20 protein-coding genes and 1 pseudogene are annotated in these 21,768 nt (G+C 71.7%); 17 read left to right on the top strand and 4 right to left on the bottom strand.

All coding sequences use genetic code 11. The features are described 5' to 3' along the window. Window positions 1-308: 308 nt before the first annotated feature. On the bottom strand, window positions 309-1,559 hold the full coding sequence (locus JS756_RS24200; RefSeq protein WP_205385291.1) for a hypothetical protein: 1,251 nt from the start codon (window positions 1,557-1,559) through the stop codon (window positions 309-311). Here JS756_RS24200 and JS756_RS38090 point away from each other — a divergent pair. The 3 genes from JS756_RS38090 (at window position 1,558) to JS756_RS24185 (ending at window position 4,410) form a co-directional block, all read left to right on the top strand. After that, window positions 1,558-2,781 (top strand): peptidoglycan-binding domain-containing protein, encoded by a 1,224-nt coding sequence (locus tag JS756_RS38090; protein WP_368861113.1) that lies wholly within the window; start codon window positions 1,558-1,560, stop codon window positions 2,779-2,781. The two genes, JS756_RS24200 and JS756_RS38090, sit on opposite strands and share 2 nt — an antisense overlap. Window positions 2,782-2,789: 8 nt before the next feature. Then, window positions 2,790-3,557, top strand: coding sequence for a nuclear transport factor 2 family protein (locus tag JS756_RS24190; protein ID WP_205385289.1), 768 nt, complete (start codon window positions 2,790-2,792; stop codon window positions 3,555-3,557). Window positions 3,558-3,705: 148 nt separating this feature from the next. After that, a complete protein-coding gene (locus JS756_RS24185; RefSeq protein WP_205385288.1) occupies window positions 3,706-4,410 on the top strand; it encodes a nitroreductase family protein in 705 nt (234 codons plus the stop codon). 725 nt (window positions 4,411-5,135) lie between these two features. On the opposite strand, the gene JS756_RS24180 is transcribed toward JS756_RS24185, so the two are convergent. Next, a complete protein-coding gene (locus JS756_RS24180) occupies window positions 5,136-5,513 on the bottom strand; it encodes an ArsR/SmtB family transcription factor (RefSeq protein ID WP_205385287.1) in 378 nt (125 codons plus the stop codon). Between the two features lie 110 nt (window positions 5,514-5,623). On the opposite strand from JS756_RS24180, the gene JS756_RS24175 reads away from it, so the two are divergent. Next, window positions 5,624-6,886, top strand: a complete 1,263-nt coding sequence (locus JS756_RS24175) for an MFS transporter (protein WP_205385286.1) — start codon at window positions 5,624-5,626, stop codon at window positions 6,884-6,886. 251 nt (window positions 6,887-7,137) lie between these two features. On the opposite strand, the gene JS756_RS24170 is transcribed toward JS756_RS24175, so the two are convergent. Then, complete coding sequence (locus JS756_RS24170) at window positions 7,138-7,785, bottom strand: ScbR family autoregulator-binding transcription factor (RefSeq protein ID WP_205385285.1); 648 nt, start codon at window positions 7,783-7,785, stop codon at window positions 7,138-7,140. Window positions 7,786-7,992: 207 nt separating this feature from the next. Here JS756_RS24170 and JS756_RS24165 point away from each other — a divergent pair, with 207 nt between their 5' ends. The 13 genes and pseudogenes from JS756_RS24165 to JS756_RS24105 form a co-directional block, all read left to right on the top strand. Then, entirely contained in the window at window positions 7,993-8,982 is a 990-nt protein-coding gene (locus JS756_RS24165; RefSeq protein ID WP_275892722.1) for a ScbA/BarX family gamma-butyrolactone biosynthesis protein, read from the top strand. Then, a complete protein-coding gene (locus tag JS756_RS24160; protein ID WP_205385283.1) occupies window positions 8,976-10,169 on the top strand; it encodes an acyl-CoA dehydrogenase family protein in 1,194 nt (397 codons plus the stop codon). Before JS756_RS24165 ends, JS756_RS24160 begins: the two co-directional genes overlap by 7 nt. Continuing rightward, window positions 10,166-10,861 carry an HAD family hydrolase gene (locus JS756_RS24155; RefSeq protein ID WP_205385282.1) on the top strand — a complete coding sequence of 232 codons (696 nt, stop codon included), beginning with the start codon at window positions 10,166-10,168 and terminating at the stop codon, window positions 10,859-10,861. The genes JS756_RS24160 and JS756_RS24155 overlap by 4 nt, the downstream gene beginning before the upstream one ends. A gap of 82 nt (window positions 10,862-10,943) precedes the next feature. After that, complete coding sequence (locus tag JS756_RS24150; protein ID WP_205385281.1) at window positions 10,944-11,597, top strand: TetR family transcriptional regulator; 654 nt, start codon at window positions 10,944-10,946, stop codon at window positions 11,595-11,597. Window positions 11,598-11,658: 61 nt separating this feature from the next. After that, entirely contained in the window at window positions 11,659-12,687 is a 1,029-nt protein-coding gene (locus JS756_RS24145; RefSeq protein ID WP_205385280.1) for a LysR family transcriptional regulator, read from the top strand. Between the two features lie 340 nt (window positions 12,688-13,027). Beyond that, on the top strand, window positions 13,028-14,017 hold the full coding sequence (locus JS756_RS24140) for an NAD(P)H-dependent flavin oxidoreductase (RefSeq protein ID WP_205385279.1): 990 nt from the start codon (window positions 13,028-13,030) through the stop codon (window positions 14,015-14,017). Between the two features lie 67 nt (window positions 14,018-14,084). Beyond that, window positions 14,085-14,675, top strand: coding sequence for a YciI family protein (locus tag JS756_RS24135; RefSeq protein ID WP_205385278.1), 591 nt, complete (start codon window positions 14,085-14,087; stop codon window positions 14,673-14,675). Window positions 14,676-14,752: 77 nt separating this feature from the next. Further along, on the top strand, window positions 14,753-16,186 hold the full coding sequence (locus tag JS756_RS24130; RefSeq protein ID WP_205385277.1) for an FAD-binding protein: 1,434 nt from the start codon (window positions 14,753-14,755) through the stop codon (window positions 16,184-16,186). A 23-nt stretch (window positions 16,187-16,209) separates the two neighbouring features. Beyond that, entirely contained in the window at window positions 16,210-17,145 is a 936-nt protein-coding gene (locus JS756_RS24125; protein ID WP_205385276.1) for a hydroxymethylglutaryl-CoA lyase-like TIM-barrel protein, read from the top strand. After that, window positions 17,142-17,942, top strand: coding sequence for an alpha/beta fold hydrolase (locus tag JS756_RS24120; protein WP_205385275.1), 801 nt, complete (start codon window positions 17,142-17,144; stop codon window positions 17,940-17,942). Before JS756_RS24125 ends, JS756_RS24120 begins: the two co-directional genes overlap by 4 nt. 334 nt (window positions 17,943-18,276) lie before the next feature. Further along, window positions 18,277-20,043 carry an isocitrate/isopropylmalate family dehydrogenase gene (locus JS756_RS24115; protein ID WP_205385274.1) on the top strand — a complete coding sequence of 589 codons (1,767 nt, stop codon included), beginning with the start codon at window positions 18,277-18,279 and terminating at the stop codon, window positions 20,041-20,043. Next, a complete protein-coding gene (locus JS756_RS24110; RefSeq protein ID WP_205385273.1) occupies window positions 20,036-20,896 on the top strand; it encodes a DUF6282 family protein in 861 nt (286 codons plus the stop codon). Before JS756_RS24115 ends, JS756_RS24110 begins: the two co-directional genes overlap by 8 nt. Before the next feature lie 244 nt (window positions 20,897-21,140). After that, window positions 21,141-21,458, top strand: a pseudogene (locus JS756_RS24105) (RHS repeat-associated core domain-containing protein); the annotation flags it as partial. Here the strand turns inward: JS756_RS24105 and JS756_RS24100 are convergent. Next, on the bottom strand, window positions 21,439-21,612 hold the full coding sequence (locus JS756_RS24100; RefSeq protein WP_205385271.1) for an IS3 family transposase: 174 nt from the start codon (window positions 21,610-21,612) through the stop codon (window positions 21,439-21,441). The pseudogene JS756_RS24105 and the gene JS756_RS24100 overlap by 20 nt on opposite strands. Window positions 21,613-21,768: the final 156 nt, after the last annotated feature.

Here is a 21,768-nt window from a genome sequence, read left to right as displayed (position 1 = left end):
TGAAGGAAACGTCTTCACGACTCCCCCGCCTGACCGACCACAACCTTATTGCTGGACACATGAGTTGGCCGGGGTGGTGTTTGCGCCAAAGGTGGCAGCAGAGGAAGTCGGGGCCACAGCCGCTCAGGAGGGCGTCGACGGCAGGCCAGGCCCCACGGTGGCCGTCGCGGAGATGACGTCGTGTCGGCGGGGCTTCGAGCCAGCCGTGGGACTTTCAGGCAGGGGTCATTCCGGAACGACTGATTCCGAAATGATCCGCCGACCCGCGGGCACCACGCCGACGACTCCCGCGTAGAGGGAGCCCCGGGTCAGCGGCCGTCGCGGCGCCACTCGTAGCGCCAGGCCACGCCGAGGCAGTGCTCCTCGCCGGGGAATTCGGGCCGCGGAGGGCCGAGGCGGCGGGCCGCGTCCACACAGCGGTCGTCCTCGTGAAGGGCGAGCCCCTGCACAGCGGCGAGCTGGACCCCACGCTCCGGGTCGTCCAGCAAGGCGGCCATCGCCTCGGTGAGGACAGAGGCACGGTCGCCGCCCAGTCCGACGGTGAAGCACGCATCCTGACGTACCGTCGCGTCCCCGTCCGTCATCAGTACCAGCAGCGCCTCACGCATCTCGTCGGGATGGGCAAACGGCTCGCGTCCCGTGCCGAGTCCGGCCGCGACGGCGCGCCGTACACGCCTGTCGGGATGGCCGGCGTGAGGCAGGAGGGCCGCCTGCGAGCGCGGAGCGACGTGCTCTCCCAGTGCGATCAGCACTTCGGCGAGGACGGCGGGATGTGTCTCCCTTGTCGACCAGTCGGTGAAGATGTCCAGTGCGGGGCCGGCGAAGGCGTCCGCATCGCTGTCGTCGAAGAGGTGCGTCAGTCTGAGAACCTGGGCGCCGAACAGCCGGTGGGCGGGGGCGGGATGCGTCCGCAGAGCCGCGGCCGCCGCCCAGGTCTCCCCGTCGCGGCGGCGCGCCAGAGTGATGGTGGACCGTGACCAGGCGGCGTGATCCTGATCGTGCCGAAGTGCGCGTGCCGCCAGTTCCTCGAACGAGGCGCGGATGCCGAGTATCTTCTCCAGGTCCGTGAGGATCGCCGCGTGCCCGTCGCGGACCGACACCCCGCCGAGGGTGGTCTCGACGATGCTGTCGAACTCGTCGTCCTGGACGCGGGCGCGGACAACGGCCGTCCTGGCGCCCGTGCGACGCCGGAGTCCGGCTTCGGGCCCCGCCTCGTGAAGGCGCCGCGCGAGGTCCCGCATCTCCCTCAGCTCGGACTTCGGGTACCGGTCCCGGATCCGCTCGTGCAGGAGGGCCCCGACGAGTGCGGGCGACCCCGCCTCGACCGCCTCGCTCAGCGGGGGCAGCTCTCCGGGCCTGCTCCTGCCGGGATCCGCGCCGTGCGCGAGCAGCAGTTGGGCCATGTGTCCGGCATGCATGCGGACCGCCAGGCAGAACGCGGCGTCCACCAGGGCGGGATCGCTGTCCTGGCGGAGGAGGCGGTGCACCAGGGCGGCGTCTGCCGCCCGCACCGCAGAGAGCAGGGCGGACTCGCCGTCCGCGGCACTGTCCGTGTCCATGCCCGTCCCCCGTCCCCCGTCCCCCGTCCCCCGTCCTGCGGTCTCGCGGACGAGTGTATGCGGGAGTCGGGGACCGGGACGTCACCTTCCCGCTCTGCCGAGGGCGGGGCGGGCCACCGATCGCGGGCGCAGCTCCGCCCGACGGGGCCGACCGCCCCCGACCGTCCCGGAAGGGCCGCGGACCGTCCCGGCGCCCATCGGCGAACCGTCCCAGGAGGCGAGACAGCCACGAGGCGTCCCAGAAATCGACGCAGGGCGTCCCACATCCGTGACGTGCCCCGTGGATCTCCGCGCCCTGCACAGATCGGCGCATCCTGCCGCTGGACGGAGCGCCGACCCGGCCGGTTCACGGAGACGTGGGGGCAGCCTGCGCGCCGCCGCCCGCTCGCACCCCACCGCCGCTCCCGCTCCGCCGCCCGTTCGTGCTCCGTCAACTGTCCCGGAGCGAGTCCCCGCGTCCCAGAGCATCCCGCTCTGCTGTTCACGGTGGTGGGACGGAGGGGCTGTGGCCAAGGACGGTCGTCGCCGGCCGGCACCGTTCCACCCTCCATCCGTCCCTCCCGGGCATGTCCCGGAGAAGCAGGAAGAGATTCCCTTTGTTCCCAACGACCCTCCGAACACCAACGCGTTCGGTCGGCGCCCGTGTCACGTCGCCGACACTCGCCCTGGCCGCGATACTCGTCGGTCTGCTGCTCGGCCCCCGGTGTCACCCAGGCTCACGCCGTCACCGACGTTCTCCAGCGTGACCTCGCCGGGCTCGGATACGCCCCCCCTCAGCGGTGTCGACGGCATCTACGGGCCGCAGACCACCGAGTCGGTACGGCACTTCCAGAGCGACAACGGCCTGGACGTCGACGGCGACGCGGGCCCCCGCACCATGACCTCGCTCACCGCGAAGGTGCAGGGTTGGCGTGGTCAAAGGTTGCTCATGGGCAGCATGGTGACGCTGGCGATGGCTTGGCAGGTGGTGCGGTCGACGGCGGATCCGCGTGCGTTGTCCTGGGGGATCGCACCTCTGAGGATGCGGGGGGGGCCGGCGAACAGGCCGAAGCCGTCCGCCCCATCCCCCAACCCCTGCGCTACCGGGCCCGGCCTTCGCCTCGCTGACGAGTTGCTCCGGCTCCGGCTCCCGGAGGTGTTGTACTCGCGTGGGGCAGATGTCCCCCTGCTCCACGCCGGTGAACGCCCGCAGCGGAACGGCTCTGCGAGCATGGTCGTATGACGGCGAGAATGAACAACGCACGTGGCCTGTATCTTGACGGCATCCGCGACGGCAGGGCACGCGAAGCGCTCGATCGATACACCGGGGACCGGTACACGCAGCACAGCACGGGAGTGGCCGACGGCAAGGAAGGATTCCTCGCGTTCTTCGAACCCTTCCTCGCCCGCAATCCTCGACGTGACATCGAGGTGGTCCGCGCGATCGAGGACGGCCAGTACGTCTTCCTCCATGTGGCACAGACGCTGGGGGGTGTGACGCACTGGGTGACCGCGGATCTGTTCGACACCGACGACAACGCCCGGATCGTCGAACACTGGGACACGATCGCCCCCGGCGGACTGATCAGCCCGTCGGGTCACACACAGACCGACGGCGCGACCGAGGTCGCCGATCTCGACCGCACGGAGGAGAACAAGCAGAAGGTCTCCCGCTTCATCGCCACGGTCCTCCAAGACGGACAGTTCGAGCGCGCTGCCGAGTTCATCTCGCAGGAATCGTACGTGCAGCACAGCCCCGAGGTCGCGGACGGCATCGACGGCTTCACCGCGTTCGTCGCCGAGCTCACCGCCGAAGGCAAGCGGCTGACGTACACAAAGGTGCACCGGCTGATCGGCCAGGGGAACTTCGTCGTCACCCTCAGCGAGGTCGACCAGGCCGGCACTCCCATGGCCGTGTTCGACATCTTCCGGCTTCAGGACGGTGTCATTGTCGAGCACTGGGACGTGGCGGAAACCGTTCCCTCCCCCACCGAGGCGAACAACAGCGGCAAGTTCTGACAGCCGCCCGGCCGGGCGGCGGCGACCGACATGGCCTCGGCTCCCTCGCAGCGCCACGGAGCAGTGTTGGACCGAGGCCCGTCGCCTTCTTCCCCAGCCCTTCCTTCCCCTCTTGGAACCCGGGGCCACTGACACCAGACTCTCCCCTATGACGACCACCACCGAAGAACGTTGGGAGCCCGCCCACGGCGCCCCCTACCACCCGGTCCCCTACCGCCCGGAGCGCATGGAGCCCGCTGAGTCCCTCACCCGCTCGGCAGAGCTGCGCGACCGGATGCGGCAGCGGCGCTCGGTGCGCCAGTTCTCCTCCGATCCCGTGCCGGAGCAGGTCGTACGGGACGCCATCGCCTGCGCGGCCACGGCACCGTCCGGTGCCCACCAGCAGCCATGGACCTTCGTACTGGTCCGGGATCCGCAGATCCGCAGGCGCATCCGCGAGGCAGCCGAGCACGAGGAGCGGACCTCCTACGACGGCAGGCTCGGCGAGGAGTGGCTCGCCGCCCTGCGCCCGCTGGGCACGGACGCGGTGAAGACGCACCTCACGGACGCCCCGGCGCTGATCGTGGTCTTCCAGCAGCGGTACTGGCTGGGTGCGGACGGCGCCAAACGGAAGCACTACTACGTGGACGAGTCCGTGGGCATCGCGGTCGGCATGCTGCTGTCCGCCCTGCACCTGTCGGGCCTGGCCGCGCTGGTCCACACGCCGAGCCCGATGCGCTTCCTCTCCCAGGTGCTGGGACGGCCCGAGAACGAGAAGGCCTTCGCGGTGATCCCGGTCGGCTATCCGGCGGAGGACTGCCAGGTGCCGGGCCTGAAGCGCAAGGCGCTGGACCAGGTGATGGTGGAGGTCTGACGGACTTGTGAGGGCAAGACCTGCACCGCACAACAACGGGAGACGGATCGCTCCGGGTTGATCGCGTGGACGGTGGGCGGCACGTCCAGCACGGCGGCGGCCGCAGCCTTCCTGCTGCGGCGCCGCCGGTGGAGTCCCTCGGGTAGCCGCAGGTTGTGACGCCATGCGCCGTTCACGTGCCCGAATCCCCGATCGCGACCCGTGCTCTGCAGGACGCCGTTGGTATGCGTCGCCATGCTGCTCATCGCCGTCACCCCACCGAGCGCGACGTCGGCGACCTCGGCCCGGTGTGGCGCTGCTGTCGCTGCGCGGTCGGCGGCCCGCGGCTACACGCGGTGCCAGCCGGGCCCAGCCGTCCCTCGCGCCCGTCGGTGCCGCCGCTCGGCACGCGCAGCACCTGGGACACGTCGACCCGAAGCCCGGTGGAATTCAGATCCTGAGGGCACTGTGCCCGGGAACACCTGGCCTCGGGGCAATGGTCCGGCCACGACGCGGCGAGCTCACGGATCGACTCCCCCGTCGTCGGCCGGCGAAGGGGCCGCCGCCCAGGCGACGGGTCCCCTCCGGTGAGGGGAGCGCCGCTGCGTCACGTGCCGGCTGGCCGGCAGCCGGTCGCACGTGAGGAGCGGCGATCCTGACCCGTCGGCCGGCGCCGTTGGATGCAGGTCGCGCCCGAGTCCCCAGTCGGCTTTGTCGCGAAGAGCGCCGGGCGCGGCATTTTCTTGTCAGGCCTGCGGGGTCCAGGCCGCCACGAGGTCGACGAGGCCGGGGAACCGGGCGTCGAGGTCGGCAACGCGTACATGGCTGCGGCGCTCCAGCCCGTACTGGCGCTGACGGGTGATCCCCGCCTCGCGCAGTGCCTTGAAGTGATGGGTGAGCGACGACTTGGGTCGGTCGAGCCCGAACCAGCCGCAAGGATGGTCGAAGCCCTCCGACTCCAGGAGCAGTTTCCTGACGATGGTCAAACGCAGCGGATCGCTGAGCGCACCGAGGACGACCTCCAGGCGCAGATCGTCGACCGCCGGCTCCGGCAGGGGTTCGGGCAGGTCGGGCGGCTCGGGGAACACCTTGACGACGGGCTCGGCGGCCGTGGTCCTGGGCATAGGCGACTCCTCATATCGCAATCCCTATATACGAGTTCGATCGTACTGCATGCTAAGTTCGACTCGACTCGTACTGCTGGAGCCGGCAGGAAAGATCGGGAGGAACACTCATGTCCGAGACACGGACCAGAACCGTCCAGGCCATCGACGCACGGCGACGTGACCCCGGCACGGATGCCGGCGAACGGTCCGTCGCGCCACTGTGGTGGGTGTGGCTCGCCGCCTGGCCGGTGACAGCCGTCTTCGTGCTCTCGAACGCGGCGACGCCGCTGTACGTGCTGTGGCAGCACGACATCGGCTTCTCCAAGGGCACCCTGACCGTGGTGTTCGCCTTGTACATCGTCGGCCTCATCGGCTCGCTGCTGGTCTCCGGAGTCGTCTCCGACCGGGTCGGCCGCAAGCCCGTCCTGCTCCCCGCGCTGGCGCTCGCCCTCGCCGCCTGCCTGATCTTCGCCACCGCCGGCAGCGTGGCCGCGCTGATCGTGGCCCGGCTGTTCACCGGGATCGCCGTCGGCGCCGTCGTCTCGGCCGGCATGGCCGCGGTGACCGACGTGGCCGGACCCGAGCGCAAGCGGATCGCCGCTCTGCTCGCCTCCTGCGCGATGGTCTTCGGTGCCGGACTCGGCCCGCTGGTCGCCGGCGTGCTCTCCGAGACGGCACCGGGGCCGACCGTCACCGTCTTCATCGTCGAGGCAGCGCTCCTGGTCACCGCGGCCCTCGCCGTGCTGCGGATGCCGCTGCGCCGCCCCGAGACGCGCGCCGAGGGCGCCTGGGTGCGGGTGCCGGGCGTGCCGCGCGGCAACGGCCGCCAACTCGCCCTCGGCGTAGCAGTGTTCGCGCCCGGCATCACCGCCACCTCCTTCGTCCTCTCGCTCGGCCCGTCGCTGCTGTCCGGACTGCTCCAGACCACCAACCGGATCGTCGCGGGAGCCATGGCGTTCGTCATGTTCCTCGCCGCCACCGGGGTGCAGTTCGCCGTCCAGCGGCTGCGCCGCCGCACCATCCTCACGGCCGGCGCGGCGAGCACCACACTCAGCATGATCACGCTGATCTTCGCCGTGCACACCTCGGTGGTGGCCCTGCTCATCCTCTCCGCGCTACTGGCCGGCGCCGGCCAGGGCATGGGCCAGCTCGGCGGCCTGTCGCTGCTCAACTCCACCATCGCGCCGCAGCGCCTTGCGGAGGCCAACGCCGCGCTCAACGTGGGCGGTTACATCCCCGCCGGCGCCCTGCCCGTCTCCGCCGGCTACCTCAGCGACGCCGTGGGCCTGACCACCGGCGCGACGATCTTCGGCGCCGTTCTCGTGGGCCTGGCCGTCATCGGTGGCCTGGTCGTCCTCTCCACCCGGCGCCAGGTGACGGACCCGGCCTGACGGGCGCGGCGGGAGAAGACCGGCCTGACGGTCTGCCACAGGGTGCCGCAGAACCGTTCACGGACTGCGACAACTGCGGCACGACGAACATGCTCCCGGGGAGCGGTGCACCGCCGGACGGCAGCGGTGCACCGCTCCCCGGGCTCGTGCGGGCACGTCCGGGGCCCCGCCGCGCACACCCGAGGGGACTCCGTTCGCGGACCTGCCCGGCCCCTGGGCTCCAGCCCGCACCGCACCCCGCGCCCGGCCGCTCAGTCCGCCCGGATCGCCCGGAACAGCAGGTCGCTCAGGTCCCGCCAGCGCTCCACCACGTCCGCACGTCCGCTGAGGACGTCGGACACGTGCTGGGAGCCGAAGAAAGCGGAGACCAGGGAGCGCGCGGCCCGCCCCGGGGTGACGCCGGGACGCAGCTCGCCCAGTTCCTCGGCGGAGGTGAGCATCGACTCCAGGAGCGAGACCCAGTCGACGTACGGGGTGGGAAGTTCGGCGTCTATGTGCGGGCGCTCCAACTGCAACCGGGCGCCCGCCTGCACGATCACGTCGTCCCGGAACGCGGTGGCGGCCCGCTCCAGCACACGTGCGGCGGTACCCAACGGGCCGAACCCCTCCTCGACGACCTCGTCGAGGACTTTCGGCCAGCGTGCGTAGTGCTCCTCCACGATGGCCACGGCCAGGGCTTCCTTGGTCGGGTAGTGGAAGTACACGGCGCCCTTGGTCATCTCGACCCGGTCCGCCACATCCTTGACCGACGTATGGCGGAAACCACGCTCGGTGAAGAGCTGCGCGGCGCCCATCAGGACGCGCAGACGGGTCCTCGCCGAACGCTCCTGTTTGGGGTCGGAGCCCCTTCTGACCGGAGTTCTGTGCGGGGTGAACGCGGTCGGCTGCGGCTCTGGCATGAAAGGCGGTCCCCTGTCGGTCGGCGTATCGGCTCATCCACCGATATGTGACGGCATGTTCGCTTGTACGTGGTGGCGGAAAACGACCCCGGCAAATACCTTCCTGAAGGTATATTTCTGCAGGGGTCGCCGCCATGGGCTGCGCCGGGACGATACCGGTGCGGGGGAGGTCACGGCGACCACGGGGAGGAATCCACTGTGTACGTCATGCCTGGACCTGGGACACGTGCAGGACGGCCGGAAACACAGCGCCACCGGGGAGGGCTGGAATACGACCGGAGCGTTCCGCGTGAGTCCGTCCACAAGGCGGCCGACGCGGAAGTGCTGCTCACGGACGCAAGGCGGCTCGACGACGAGCGCTTCGCGGTGGCGGCCTCATGGCACAGGGACCACTATCTCGCTCACCACGGCGGCTCCGCGGCCGACCCGGTGCTGCTGGTGGAGACCGCGCGGCAGGCCGCGATCCACCTGTCGCACCGCTTCCTCGACGTCCCGCACGGAATGCCGTTCGTGCTGAGCACGATCTCCGTCGACCTGGTGGAGGCGCTCCCCCCGGTGGGCACCGACCGGCTGGCAGTCGGGCTCGACGCCGTCTGCCGTTCTCCGGCGCAGGGCGAGCGGCGGCTGCGCTTGGAGCTGGAAGCGGACGTTCTGGTACAGCACACTTCCGTGGGGCGGGTGCGGGTGCGCTGGGAGCCGATGGAGCCCCGCCGCTACACCATGCTGCGCCGGCGAGGGGAGCAGGCGCCGGAGGCGGTGCGACCGCCCGCGCTGCCGCCGGCCGTACCGTTGCCGCCGTTCCGGGTCGGGCAGTGCGCCGAGCGAGATGTGCTCCTCGCCGCCGAACCGCTGCGAGGGGACGGCTGGTGGCTGCGGCTCGACCGGGAGCACCCCGTCCTCTTCGACCACGAGTCCGATCATGTGCCGGGCATGGCGCTCGTGGAGGCGTTCCGTCAGGCAGGCCAGGTCACTGTGGGGGACAGCAGGCCGGTCGCGAACGCCGTGACACTGCTCGACGTGAGGTTCACGGCCTTCGGTGAACTGCACCTGCCGGTGTGGATCACTGCGGAACCGGCCGGCCCGGACGGAAACGTCCTCACCGTCCGCGCCCGGCAGGGCGACCGGGACCTGGCCCACGCCACGCTCCGCCGCGGCGCTGCGGAGTCCGCCCTTCCCCGGCTGGACACGGCATGCTGAGCGCACAGCAGCGGTCCACCGCGCCCGACCTGCGACGGACCGAGACAGACAGTCGACTCGGCGGGCGGAACGGCCGGGGCGAGCAGCGCCATGGGGACGGGGAGGACCCGTTCGGCCTGCTCCTGGGGGCCGCGGAGCGGGACGCACGCAGTGCCGACGAGCGGCGCGCGCTGGGCCCGGGCGTGGCCGCCGCCATCGTCGACGCGGGGTTCCCACGGCACTTCGTACCGGCCAGGTGGGGCGGCGCAGCCGGAAGTTTCGGCCGGCTGCTCCGCGCCGCGTCGGCCGTCGCGGAGGCCTGCGCCTCCACCGGATGGTGCGCCGCCCTGTACGCGGCGCACGGCCGACTCGCCGCGTACCTGCCCGAGCAGGGGCAGCAGGACCTCTGGGCCGGTGGCCCGGACGTACGGATCGCCGCGTCGGTCGTTCCCCCGCAGGGACGCGCCACGGCAGTACCCGGCGGCTGGCGGCTCGACGGAGAGTGGCGGATGGCCAGCGGGGTCGCCCACGCGGAATGGCTGCTGCTGGCCTCCTGGGCACCGGGGCCCGAGGGTGTGCGGGAGCACAGGTTCTTCGCCGTGCCACGCGCCGAGCTCTCCGTCCTGGACACCTGGGACTCCGTCGGCCTGCGGGGAAGCGGCAGCAACAGCGTGACGGGCGACGGGATCGTCGTACCCGCCCACCGCTCGTTCGTGTTGGACGCGTTGGTGCGTCCCCTGCCCGACGGGGCCCGCTGCCACCGCGTCCCCTACCCGATGGTGGCCTCGCCGATCTTCGCGGCGCCGGTGCTGGGCAGCGCGCGTGCGGCGTTGCGGGCCTGGACGGCCGAGTGCCTGGAGCCGGGTCCGGGCAGGCCGGGCCGCGACCTGCTGCTGACCCGGGCGTCCGCGCGGCTCCACGCGGCGGGTCTGCTCCTGGAGAGTACGGCCCACCGCGCGGACCGGGGGGAGATCACCCCGCTCGCGGTGGCCGAGAACCGCAGGGACGCGGCGACCGCGGCGGAGTTGTGCCGCGAGGTGGCCCACGACCTGTTCGCCGCCTCGGGGCTGCGCGGACAGTCCCCGGAGAGCCGGTTGCAGCGGGCCTGGCGGGACGTCACGACGGCGGCGTCGCACGGGGCCCTCGGCCTGGACGCGGCGGCCGACGCGTACGCGGGCGCGGCGCGGGCGGACGGAGGTGGCCGATGACGGCGGCGGCCCGGCCGGGGCGCTCCACCATCGCCTTCTTCGATGTCGACGAGACCGTGATCGCGGAGAAGAGCCTGATCGACTTCTGGCGGCACTGGACGGCCCGGCATCCGGCGCGGATCGCCCCAGGGCTGCCGGACCTGCGGGCCGAGGCAGCAGCGACGCGGGATCGCGAGGCGCTGAACCGCAGCTACTACCGGCGGTTCGCGGGCGTTCCCCTGGCCGTTCTGGCGGCCGCCGGCCAGCGGTGGTTCGACGGCTACCGCCGCGGCGCTGCGGCCTTCATGTCGGCCGCGGTCGATGCCGTCGCCGCACACCGGGCCGCAGGCCGCGAGGTCGTGCTGGTGTCGGGGTCGATGCGGCCGCTGCTGTCCCCGCTGGCGGAGGAGTTGGGGGCATCGGCGGTCGTCTGCACCGAGTTGGTGGTCGGGCCCGACGGGGTGCTGACCGGGGAGGTGCACCGCCCGATGATCGGAGAGGCCAAGGCGGAGGCCGCGGTCCGGCTCATGCGGGAGCGGGGTGCCGATCCCCGGCACTGTTACGCCTACGGGGACCACGAGAGCGACCTGGCCCTGCTGCACGCGGTGGGCAGGCCGGCGGTGGTGGGAGGCTCGCCGACGTTGAGGGAGGAGGCGGAGCGCCTCGGCTGGCCGGTGGCCCCCGCCCGCCGGGGCCCGCTGGAGAGCATGTGAGAGGCCCGGCTGGCCGGGACGCCGCGAGGGCGCTCCGCACCGGTGGTATGCATGTGCTCTCTTGACGATGGAGGGCGCAGACATGGCCAAACAGGAACGGGCACGGCGCACGAGGGAGAAGGTGCTGACGGCCGCGGCCGAGGTGTTCGCCTCACAGGGCTACAGCAGGGCCACGCTCAGCGCGGTGGCCGAGCGCATCGGGATGACGAAGGGTGCACTCTACGGGCACTTCCCCTCGAAGAGGTCGCTGGCCGGGGCTCTGATCGACGAGTCCCGGCAGTCCTGGACGAGCCTGCGGGCCACGCACGACACCCCGGGTGCCGACGCCCGGCACGTTCTGGAAGGCACCGTCGCGGCATTCGCCGAGCGGTTGCAGTCGGACGTGCGGCTCCGGGCCGCGGTACGGCTCGCGGACGACTGCCCGGTCCTGGCGCGGGCGCTCTCCGAGGTCATGGCCGAGGTGCGCGCCGCGCTGGTCGAACTGGTGCGCCGGGCACAGCGCGACGGTGGCTTCGCCCCGTACCCGCCGGCGCTGGTCGTCCAGTTGCTGGTGATCGTGACGTACGGGCTGCTGCACACACCGGCCGGGTGCGCGGGGAACGACTCCGACGCCGGCGGGGAGCCGCTGTGGCGGCTGCTCTTCACCCTGCTGTCGGCGGGCGGGAGGCCCGGGCTGCCGGAGGCCGAGGCGCCGGGATCGGAACGCGGAGGAGAGCGACCCGGTTCAGGCCCCTAAAAAATACCTTTGCGAACGAATTTTTCAGCCATCCTGCGGTGGCGACTTGGGGAGGAAGCGCATGAGCGTGCTGGACGAGTGGACAGGTCGGCACGCCCCGGGGCGTGCCGACCTCGACAGACAGGGACCGGACCCGACGGGCGACGCCGTACACCGCGCGATGTCCGACGCACGCGACGTCGACGACTTCGACATGAGGCATCTTCGCTATTTCCTGACCGTGGTGCGCGCCGGAACCGTGTCGGCCGCGGCCCAGGAACTCCGGATATCGCAGCCGAGCCTCAGTCAGCAAATTCGGCGCCTTGAACAACGCATCGGCGCGGCGCTGTTCATCCGCAGTTCGCGTGGTGTTGAACTGACGAGCGGTGGTCGGGCCTTCCTCAGGGAAATCCAGGGAATTCCCGGTCAGCTGCGCTCCGCCATCGCCGCGGCGGCTCCCGCACCGCGGGTCTGGCCCGTGGGGGTGTGCGGCGCGGTGCCGGCGGACGTCCTCATCGACGTGCAGAACGTGTTGTCGGCAAGCCGCACGGACAGCGACGCCGCCGTCGACGCGCGGCTGCGGATGCGCTCAGTGGACACGGCGGACCAGGGCGAGCTGTTGCGGCACGGCGAGATCGCCTTCGGCATCGTGCGGCTGCCGATCCCGATGCCGCACGTGGTGCGCGCGGTGGTTCGGGACGAGCCGCTCGGCGTCGTCCTGGCGCGGGAGCATCCTCTCGCCGCCCGCACCGAGCCGACCTGGAGCGAGCTCACCCGGCAGCGACTGCTCTGGTACGAGGAGGGCTGCGCGCCGGGATTCGCGGAGACCGTGCCGGCGCACCTGGCCAGGCTCGGCTGGAACGCGGTGCTCCACCCGGTCAACCAGGACCAGCACGCCCTGTTCGTGCACGCGCTGCAGACCACGTCGGATCTCGTGGCGCTGCGCCCGCACCGCGCGGTGGAGCGCGAGCCGCACCTGGTCTGGCGGCCCCTGCCCACCCTCAGGCCGCCGCGCGAGCGCCTCGCGGTCATCGCTCTCGCGGGCAGCCGCACCGCCCGCATCCTGCAGGACGTCTCGGCGAAACGCGGCTGGACCTTCTTGGCCGAGTGACCGGCCCCTGCCCCTGACCGCGTGTGATCCCGGCCCTCCCCCAGCCGGGATCACACGCCTTTTCCGTTTCCACCGTTCGGTGTTTCCACCGCTCTTTCCACTGCCAGGCACTATAGGCGCCCGGTTATGGCAGGCACGCGCTTCTCGTCTTGGACGTGCCATGGAGAACAAGGCTAGCCTCATGGACATAAAGCAGCGGGCCTCTTTCCGCGACGGTTTCAACCCATGGGCACCCCGACTGCTTTCCGCGCCGAATTCAGTGTGGAATTCGGCAGCGGTCCCTTCCCCTCCTCGGCCCGCCGGGCCGTGCCATGCCAGCGAACCGGACCAAGGGAGCATCGTGATCTCGACCAAGCTGACCGAACTGCTGGGCATCGACCACCCCGTCGTCTGTGCCCCGATGGGTTCCGTCTCCGGCGGCCGGCTCGCCGCCGCCGTCACCCGGGCGGGAGGTCTCGGCCTCGTCGGCGTCAGCTACGGCGACGCGGCGTTCATCGACGAGCATGTGGCCCGGGCCGCCGAGGCCGGCGGTGTCTGGGGCGTCGGGTGCGTCATGTTCACCTTCGACACCCGGCCCGGCCTGTGGGACAAGGTACTCGGCTACGCCCCGCCGGTCATCGCCCTCTCCTTCGGTGACGCCGATCAGGTCCGCAAGTACGTGGTGTCCGCAGCAGACGCCGGCTCCCACGTCGTCGTCCAGGTGCACGACCCCGAGCAGGCCCGTGTCGCCGTGCAGGCCGGGGCCTCGGTACTCGTCGCCCAGGGCGCCGAGGCCGGTGGCCACCACGCGTCGCTGGCCACCCTGCCCCTCGTCCCCGCCGTGCTCGACGCCACCCGGGGCGCGGTGCCCGTGGTCGCGGCCGGCGGTGTCGCGGACGGCCGCGGCCTGGCCGCCGCCCTCGCGCTCGGCGCCGACGGCGTGATGATGGGCACCCGGTTCGCCGCGACCGAGGAATCACTGGCCACCACCGGGTTCAAGTCCCACCTGGTCTCCGCGCACACGGCGGACACCGTCGACACCCGTGCGTTCGACGTCGTGCGCGGCATCCCGTGGGACGAGTCCTACCGGGCCCGCTCCATCGGCAACGACTTCACCCGCACCTGGACCGGGAGGGACGCCGAACTCGCCGCCCGGAGGGCCGAGGTCGAGCCCCGGTGGACCGCAGCCGTCGCCCGCGACGACACCAGCCAGCGGGCGATGTTCGCCGGCGAGGTCCTCGACCTGATCCAGGACATCCAGCCCGCCGCCCAGGTTGTCCGCGACATCGTGGCCGGCGCGCAGGACGTCCTGGCCGGGCTCGCCCGGCGGACCGGCGCCCCCGCCGCCTGATCCGGCCGGCGATTCCGCCCCGCCCCTTCCCCTTCCCCTTCCCCTTCCACCACACCGGGAGTACCCGATGATCCACGTATTGACCCTCACCTACCTGACGCCGCGCGAGACCGTCGTCGCGCACATGGCCGAGCACAAGGCCTGGCTGCGCGAGCACGCAGACCGGGGCCGCATCCTGCTCAGCGGCCCGCGCCCCGAAGGCGGCGCCGTCATCGTGACCGCCGACCTCGACGACGCCCAGGCGCAGGAGTTGGTCGAGAGCGACCCCTGGCACAAGCTGGGCATCGCCTCGTACGAGCGGACCTCCTTCGAGGGCCGCAACACCAGCCCGGGTGTGGTCACCGCTCCCGAACCCGACGACGGCGTGCTGCTCATCAACGTGGCCACCACCGACGACGCGCCCGCCAGCGTGGCCGCGCTCGCCGAAGCCGTCGACCACGTCTCCGCCACCGCCGACGGATTCCGCGGCTCCCGCCTGCTGACGAGCGTCGACGGTGACGCCATCGTCAACCTCGCGGCGTGGACGGACCGGCAGCGGTTCGACGCGATCTTCCGGGACCCCGAGTTCACGCGCCGCTACGAGGCGTTCGCCAGGACCACGACCGGCGCCAAGTACCGGCTCTACCGCACCAGCCGGGTCATCACGCCCAACCGCTGAACCCGTACCGCCCCGCCCGGGCACCCCTCCGTTCCGGCCCCTTCCGATCCCTTCCTGGCCCTTTCCAAGGAGAACTCATGTCAGGCTCGAACACTCCGCCACAGTACGACCTCATCGTGATCGGATGCGGCGCGGCCGGCCTGTCGGCAGCCCTGTCCTTCGCCGAGGCGACCGAGACCCGGCGGATTCCTGCCCGGATCGCCGTACTCGAGCGGTCCCGCGAGGACGAGCGCGGCGGCGCCACCCGCTGGACCGGCGCGTTCCTGCGGATCGACCGGGACCGGCGGCTGGACACCGACTGGGCCGAGCACGTCGGCCGGGTCTCCGCCGGCCTCGCCGACATCGACTACTGCCGCACCGTCGAGCGCGAGACCCCGCAGACCCTGGCCTTCGTCGAGAAGCACGGCGTCGAGATCGCCTTCGAGGAGTTCCCGCTGCCGCACACCTTCGACGGCGGCACCCCTTCCATGTCGCCTCCGGCCAGCCCCCGCGGCGGCGGCGCCTCCATCGTGGAGCACCTGGGTGCCGCCCTGGACAGCGATCCGCGCGTCGACATCCGGTACGAGACGGAAGCGCTGCGCCTGACGACCTCCGACGACGGCTCCGTGGACGGCGTGCTGGTCCGCACCGCGGACGGCCGTACCCAACGGCTCTCCGGCCACGCCGTCGTCCTGGCCTGCGGCGGCTTCGAGGGCAACGCCGAGATGCTCACCCGCTACGTCGGCGACAAGGCCTGCGACCTGCCGCTGATCGCCCCCGGTATCGCCAACAACCGCGGTGACGCGCTACGCATGGCCCTCGAACTGGGCGCCGACACCGCGGGCCAGTTCGACGGCATCCACGCAGAGCCCGTCGACCGCCGCACCCGCAAGGCCGACGCCGTGCTGTACGGCTTCAGCACCGGCATCTTCGTCAACGGCAGGATGGAACGCTTCTTCGACGAGGGGCGCGACACCTGGGACAACACCTTCGAGCACGTCGGCTACGAGATCTGGAAGAACCAGGACCAGGAGGCCTACTGGATCGCCGACGCCAAGACGCTCGCCGTCCCCGGCATCCGGAACGCGCTGCTCAGTGACGTGGACCCGGAGCAGGCCGACACCCTGGAGGAGCTGGCCGGCAAACTCGGCATCGACGCCGAGGGTCTGGAGAAGACCGTCGCCGAGTTCAACACGGCCGTCGGCCCCGGCGAGTTCGACCCGACCCGTCTGGACGGCAAGGCCACCGTGGGCATCGTGCCCGAGAAGTCCAACTGGGCCGTGCCGCTGGACACCGCGCCGTTCATCGGCGTCCCGCTCACCGCCGCCATCTGCTTCACCTACGGCGGTGTCCGCACCGATTTCGACGGCCGGGTCGTCACCCCGTCCGGCACCGCCATCCCCGGCCTGTACGCGGCGGGCGAGGCCACGGGCCTCTTCTACCACGCCTACCCGCCGGCGACCTCCGTGCTGCGCTCGCTGATCTTCGGCCGGCTCGCCGCCCACCACGCCGCCGCCCAGCAGTCCGCCTGAACCCGAACTCACCTGGAGGAACCATGAGCATCGTCAACATCGACGTCACCCTCCGCGACGGCGGGTACCGCAACGGCTTCCACTTCCCTCCGGAGTACGCGCTGAAGCACGCCAGGCTCAGCGTCGAGGCGGGTTTCGACTGGGTCGAGATCGCCTACCGCAAGGGCTCGCTCCTGCCGATCCCCGACCTGGGGCTCACCGGCCGCGGCGACGACGAGTTCATCGCCGCCGTGGCGCAGGAGATCGGCGCCCACAAGACCGCGATGATCCTGCACCCGAAGAACATCACAGCGCACGACCTGCCCGCCATGTACGCCGCGGGTGCACGTCTGGTCCGTATCATCCTGCCGTCCCAGGGCTACGAGCGCGGGCTCGAATACATACGCCAGGCCAAGGACATCGGCTTCACGGTCGGTGTGAACTTCGCCCGGATCAGCCAGTGGCCGGGCCGCGGCATCGTGGACGTGGCCACCGCCGCCACCGACGCGGGCGCCGAGTTCGTCTACCTGGCCGACTCCAACGGCAGTCTCTCCCCCGTGGACACCACCGACCTGACCACCCTGACCAAGTCGGTCACTGGCGGCCCGGTCGGCCTGCACGCCCACAACAACCTCGGGCTCGCCCTGGCCAACGCGATCAGCGCGGTCGCCGCAGGAGCGACATGGATCGACTCCTCGATCCAGGGCATGGGCAAGGGGCCGGGCAACCTGATCGCCGAGCAGTGGCTGGCGCACCTGGACCGCACCGACGCCGGGTCCGCGGCCGGGCTCCACCTGGAGGCTGCTCTGGAGCTGGCCGACCTTCTCCTCGCCACCATCCCCGAGGGCACTCCGTCCCTGCCGCTCCACGACCTGGTCCTGGGCCGCTACGACCTGCCGGTCGAGCACCGCAAGGAGCTTCTGGGCGGCAGTCACCGCGAAGGCATCGCCACCGCGCGCACCCTCGCAGGCGTCCGTTGACCCGCACCGGACCCACCGCGCCGGCGGCGGTCTTCGCACCCGGGGCCGCCGCCGGCCCGGCACACGTACGGTCCGCCGCCGCTTCCCGGCACGCCCTGGTCCTCGCCCCGGTCATCCCCCGCTGGGACGGTGGAGCGTTCTTCGCCCCCGTCACCCGGGTCCTGGTCGGCGCGGGCCTGCGGGTGACCGTGGTCGACACGCTGTCCCTGTGGGACGAGGAGATCGACTCGCTGGACTCCCTCGCCGCCCGCTGGCGCGCCCTCCTCACGCGGTGGGGCCCGGTGGACCTGCTCTGCGGAAACGCGCTCGGCGGCGCGGTGGCCCAGGCGCTGCTGCCCGACGTGCCCCACGACACCGCCGTGCTGCTGGTCTCCGGACCGGCCCGCACGGACGCCCTCCTGGAGACCAGACTCACGGAGATCGCCGAGCTGGCCGCGGGCGGCCGGTCCGGCCAGGCGCTGGCGCTGCTCGACCAGCGCGTCCAACCACACGGCCACCGCCCCGCTGCCGAGGGCGGCACCCCGGCACCGCACGACCCGAGCGCCGGGCGCCGACTCGCCGCCGGGATGCGGATGCTGTGCGGTGTCGACGTCACGGACACGGTACGGGCCCACCGCGGGCCGCTGCTGCAGATCGTCGGAAGCCACTCCCAGCTCGTCACCGACCGCCACACCGCGGCCGCACCGCACCACCGGGTGGCCGTCATCCAGCGGGCCGGCATGCGCCCCCACTTCGAACGCACCGCGCAGGTGTCCGCCCTCGTCGGAAACTTCCTGCAGGAGAAGAGACTCACTTGACTTCCTCCCCCCTCCTTCAGGAGGGGGGAGTCCTACGGCTCGCGCCGCAGGGGTTTCTGCTTCACCGCCGACCGCCCGCCCGGAGTGCTCCGTTGAGGTCCCGCACCAGTTCCACAGACGCATCAGTCGCATGGAAGCGGTACTTGAACGCCCGCTTCACATGGGTGGTCTTCACGGACTCACGTACCACCGAATCAATTTGTGACGCCCTGCGGGTCGTTGGAGGTGGACGCAGGACCGTCCCGGCGGCGAACCGGCTTTGCCTGCCCTGCTCCGCAGGATTTTCGTTTCCTCCCCCGGCTGACGCCGGGGGTATCCACGAAGGAGAAACTCGATGAAGAGCATCGCTGTCCTTCCCGGCGACGGCATCGGACCGGAGGTCACCACCGCGGCCCTCGACGTCGTGGACGGACTCGGTCTCCCCCTCGACCTCCGCTTCGGTGAGATCGGCTGGGAGTGCTGGCGCCAGGAGGGCGACCCGGTCCCGCAGCGCACCTGGAAGCTCCTGGAGGAGACCGACACCTGCCTGCTCGGCGCGATCACCAGCAAGCCGCTGCGCGAGGCCGAGACCGAACTCCCCGCCGACCTGCGCGGCACCGGCCGCACCTTCGTCTCCCCCGTCATCCAGCTGCGCCAGCGGCTCGGCCTGTACGCCAACATCCGCCCGGTCGTCGATCTGGCCGACCGGCGCTTCGACTTCACCGTGATCCGCGAGAACACCGAGGGCCTGTACGCGGGGTTCGACATCAACGGTGTGGGCGACGCCCTGTGGGACGTGGTCGGCGACCACCCCAACGCCCGGGCGTCCGGCCCGCACGCGACCTCCGTCACCCTGCGCCTGCAGACCGAGTTCGGGATGGACCGGCTGCTGCGCCACGGATTCGCCCACGCCCGCTCCCGCGGGTACACCCGGCTCACCCTGGCCGACAAGCCCAACGTGCTCCGGCAGAGCAGCAACCACCTGCGCGAACGCCTCGAACTGATCGCAGGCGACTATCCCGACATCGAGACCGAGATCCTCAACGTGGACGCGGTCGCCCTGTGGCTGGTGCGCCGTCCCGAGCGGTTCGGGGTGCTGGTCGCCGAGAACATGTTCGGCGACATCCTCTCCGACCTCGGCGCCGGCGTGATGGGCGGCCTGGGGCTCGCGCCCAGCGGCAACATCGGCGACCACGGCAGCTACTTCGAACCGGTGCACGGCAGCGCCCCCGGCATGGCCGGACAGGATCGCGCCAACCCCATGGCGATGATGCTCGCCGTGGCGCAGATGCTCGACCACCTGGACCTCGCCGTCCCGGCCGACGAGTTGAGGGCCGCGGTGCGCACGGTCGCCGCACGGCGCACGACCGTCACGTACGACATGGGTGGCACGAGCGGCACCCGGGAGGTGGCGCGGGCCGTGGCCGGCGAACTCACCCGGACGTCGGAGGAAGACGTGGTGGAACGGCTCGCCCGCCTCGACACCGCCTCCGTCTCCGACGCGCTCGACAGCCTCGGTGTCGGCGGCGTCCTCACCGGGATCACCGCGCGCGTCCCCGGCGCCCGCGCCGCCGGCCGGGCGTTCACCGTGACGTACCAGCCCGTCGACACGGCCGCCCAGGGCTTCCGCAACGCGGCCGACTACCTGGACGACGTACCCGAAGGTTCCTTCATGGTGGTCGACAACGGCGCCAGCACCACCTGCACCAACTGGGGATCGCTGCTGACCAGGCTGGCGCAGCGGCGCGGGATCCGGGGCACCGCCCTGCACGGCTCGGCCCGGGACCTCTCCGAGATCCGGGCCGCCGGATATCCGCTGTTCAGCACCGGCGTCACCATGGTCAGCGGCAAGAACCGGGTGGAGCTGGCCGCGACCGGACAGGACGTCGTCATCGGTGACGTCACCGTACGGCCCGGGGACATCGTCGTCGCCGACGACAACGGAGCCCTGGTGGTTCCGGCCGAGCAGGCCGCCGAGGTCGCGGACCGGGCAGACCGAGTGGAACGGACCGAGGGCGCCATCGCCGAGGCGGTCACCGCGGGGCTGCGCCTGGACGAGGCCCGCCGCCGGTTCGGGTACGCCCGGCCCTGGGACGGCGCCTCCCGGCCCGCCCATGGCTGACCTGACGGGGCGCGTGGTGGTGGACGTGCACTACCACGCGGGCCCCGACCTGTACCGCCGCCGCCTCACCTCGACGGGCGCGGGCCGCGCGTACGCGGAGATCGGCGGCTGGGTGGTGCTCAAGAGCCATCTCACCTCCACCGCCGCCCGCGCCTGGGAAGCTCGCCAGGAGGGGCTGCCGGTCTCGGGCGCGCTCGTCCTCAACGAACTGGCGGGCGGCATCGGGCCCCGGGCCGTGGAGCAGGCCGTCTACGCACACGGCCCGGCCAGCCCGGCCCGCCTCGTCGTCCACCTGCCCACCCTGGTCGGCCCCGCCCACCCGTCCCCCCTGCGCCGCACCCGGTTCCACCACTTGCTCGACGCCGACCGGTGGCGGACGGGCCGGGTCCTCGACGCCGACGGGCGGCTGCGCCGGGACGTGTGCGAAGTCCTGCGGGCCGCCCGTGACCTTCCCGTCGTGGTGGCGACCGGGCACTGCGACCGGGAGGCGGCCCTGCGCGTCGTGGACGAGGCCGTACGTCTCGGCGTGCCCCGGCTGCTCCTCACCCATGCCACGCACCCCATGTCCGGCTTCACCCCCGGCGACCTGACCGATCTGTCCGGTGTCTCGGGCCTGTACGTGGAGATCACCGCGCTGACCCTGCTGCTCGGACACCGCGATGCCACCCACCTCGCCCCGGTCGTACGCGCCCACCCCCGGGTGGTGTTCAGCTCCGACCTCGGCCAGCCAGGCCAGCCGGAGGTGAAGCAGTGGCTGGAGCTGAGCAAGCAGTGGTTCCGGGCCGCCGGCCTGACGGGCCGGGAGGTCCGGGCCGTCACCTGGGCGAACGCCACGCACATGCTGACTCCGTGACGGCCCCTCACCGCTTTCCGTCCGGAAGCGGTCACGAACACCTTCAGGCATGGCGACTGAAGGCGGACTTCTTCGCTCACGACGACGGCGGAAACCCGCTGCTCCTTCCCGGCGACGGTGGGTGGCCGGGGTCGTGCTTGTCACTGTTCGTGGTGGGCAGCGTGGCGGAGCAGGTGGCGCGGCCGTAGGCGCCAGTGGCGGTGGCGCTCTGGATGTGGTGTCCGCGGATGGCGAGGGCAGCTGCAACGGCCACACCGACGTCGACGCGCTGACCGACAAACGCGGTGACACCAAGGCCACGTACGGCTACACCGCCTACGGAAGCGACGACACCTCCGAGTTCACCGGCATCGACAAACCCGACGCCCAGAACCCCACCAAGGAGGACTACAACCCCTACCGCTACAACGGCAAGCGCTGGGACGCCCAGTCCGGCACCTACGACATGGGCTTCCGCGACTACGACCCAGGCCTCAACCACTTCACCACCCGGGACATGTACACCGGCGCACTGGCCGACATGGGCCTCGGTGCCGACCCGTTCACCGGAAACCGCTACGCCTCGTGATGCGGTGCCTGCGACGCAGCCGCACACGGGTCATGCCGATACTCCGCATCACGCGTGCGACCCGCTTGTGGTAGACACGCTCCCCCGTCTCGCGGAGCCCGGCGGTGATCCCGGGGACGCCGTGGGTGCCGTCCGATTCCCGGTGCACCACCCGTATCCGGCCGGTGCAGCGCCTCCGCGTCCGCCTTGAACTGCGGCGGACAGTTCTTCATGACCACAGGATGTCCGTTCTCAGATCCCCGGGATCCGGTGTCTCGCGTGTCCAGGATCAGGAGCCGAGGCCCGTTCACTCGTGACCGCCTCC

This window comes from Streptomyces actuosus (genome assembly GCF_016921115.1).
Taxonomy (GTDB): domain Bacteria; phylum Actinomycetota; class Actinomycetes; order Streptomycetales; family Streptomycetaceae; genus Streptomyces; species Streptomyces actuosus_A.
The sequence above is the reverse complement of the archived record's forward strand: the minus strand, read 5'-3'. Positions and strand labels throughout refer to the sequence as shown.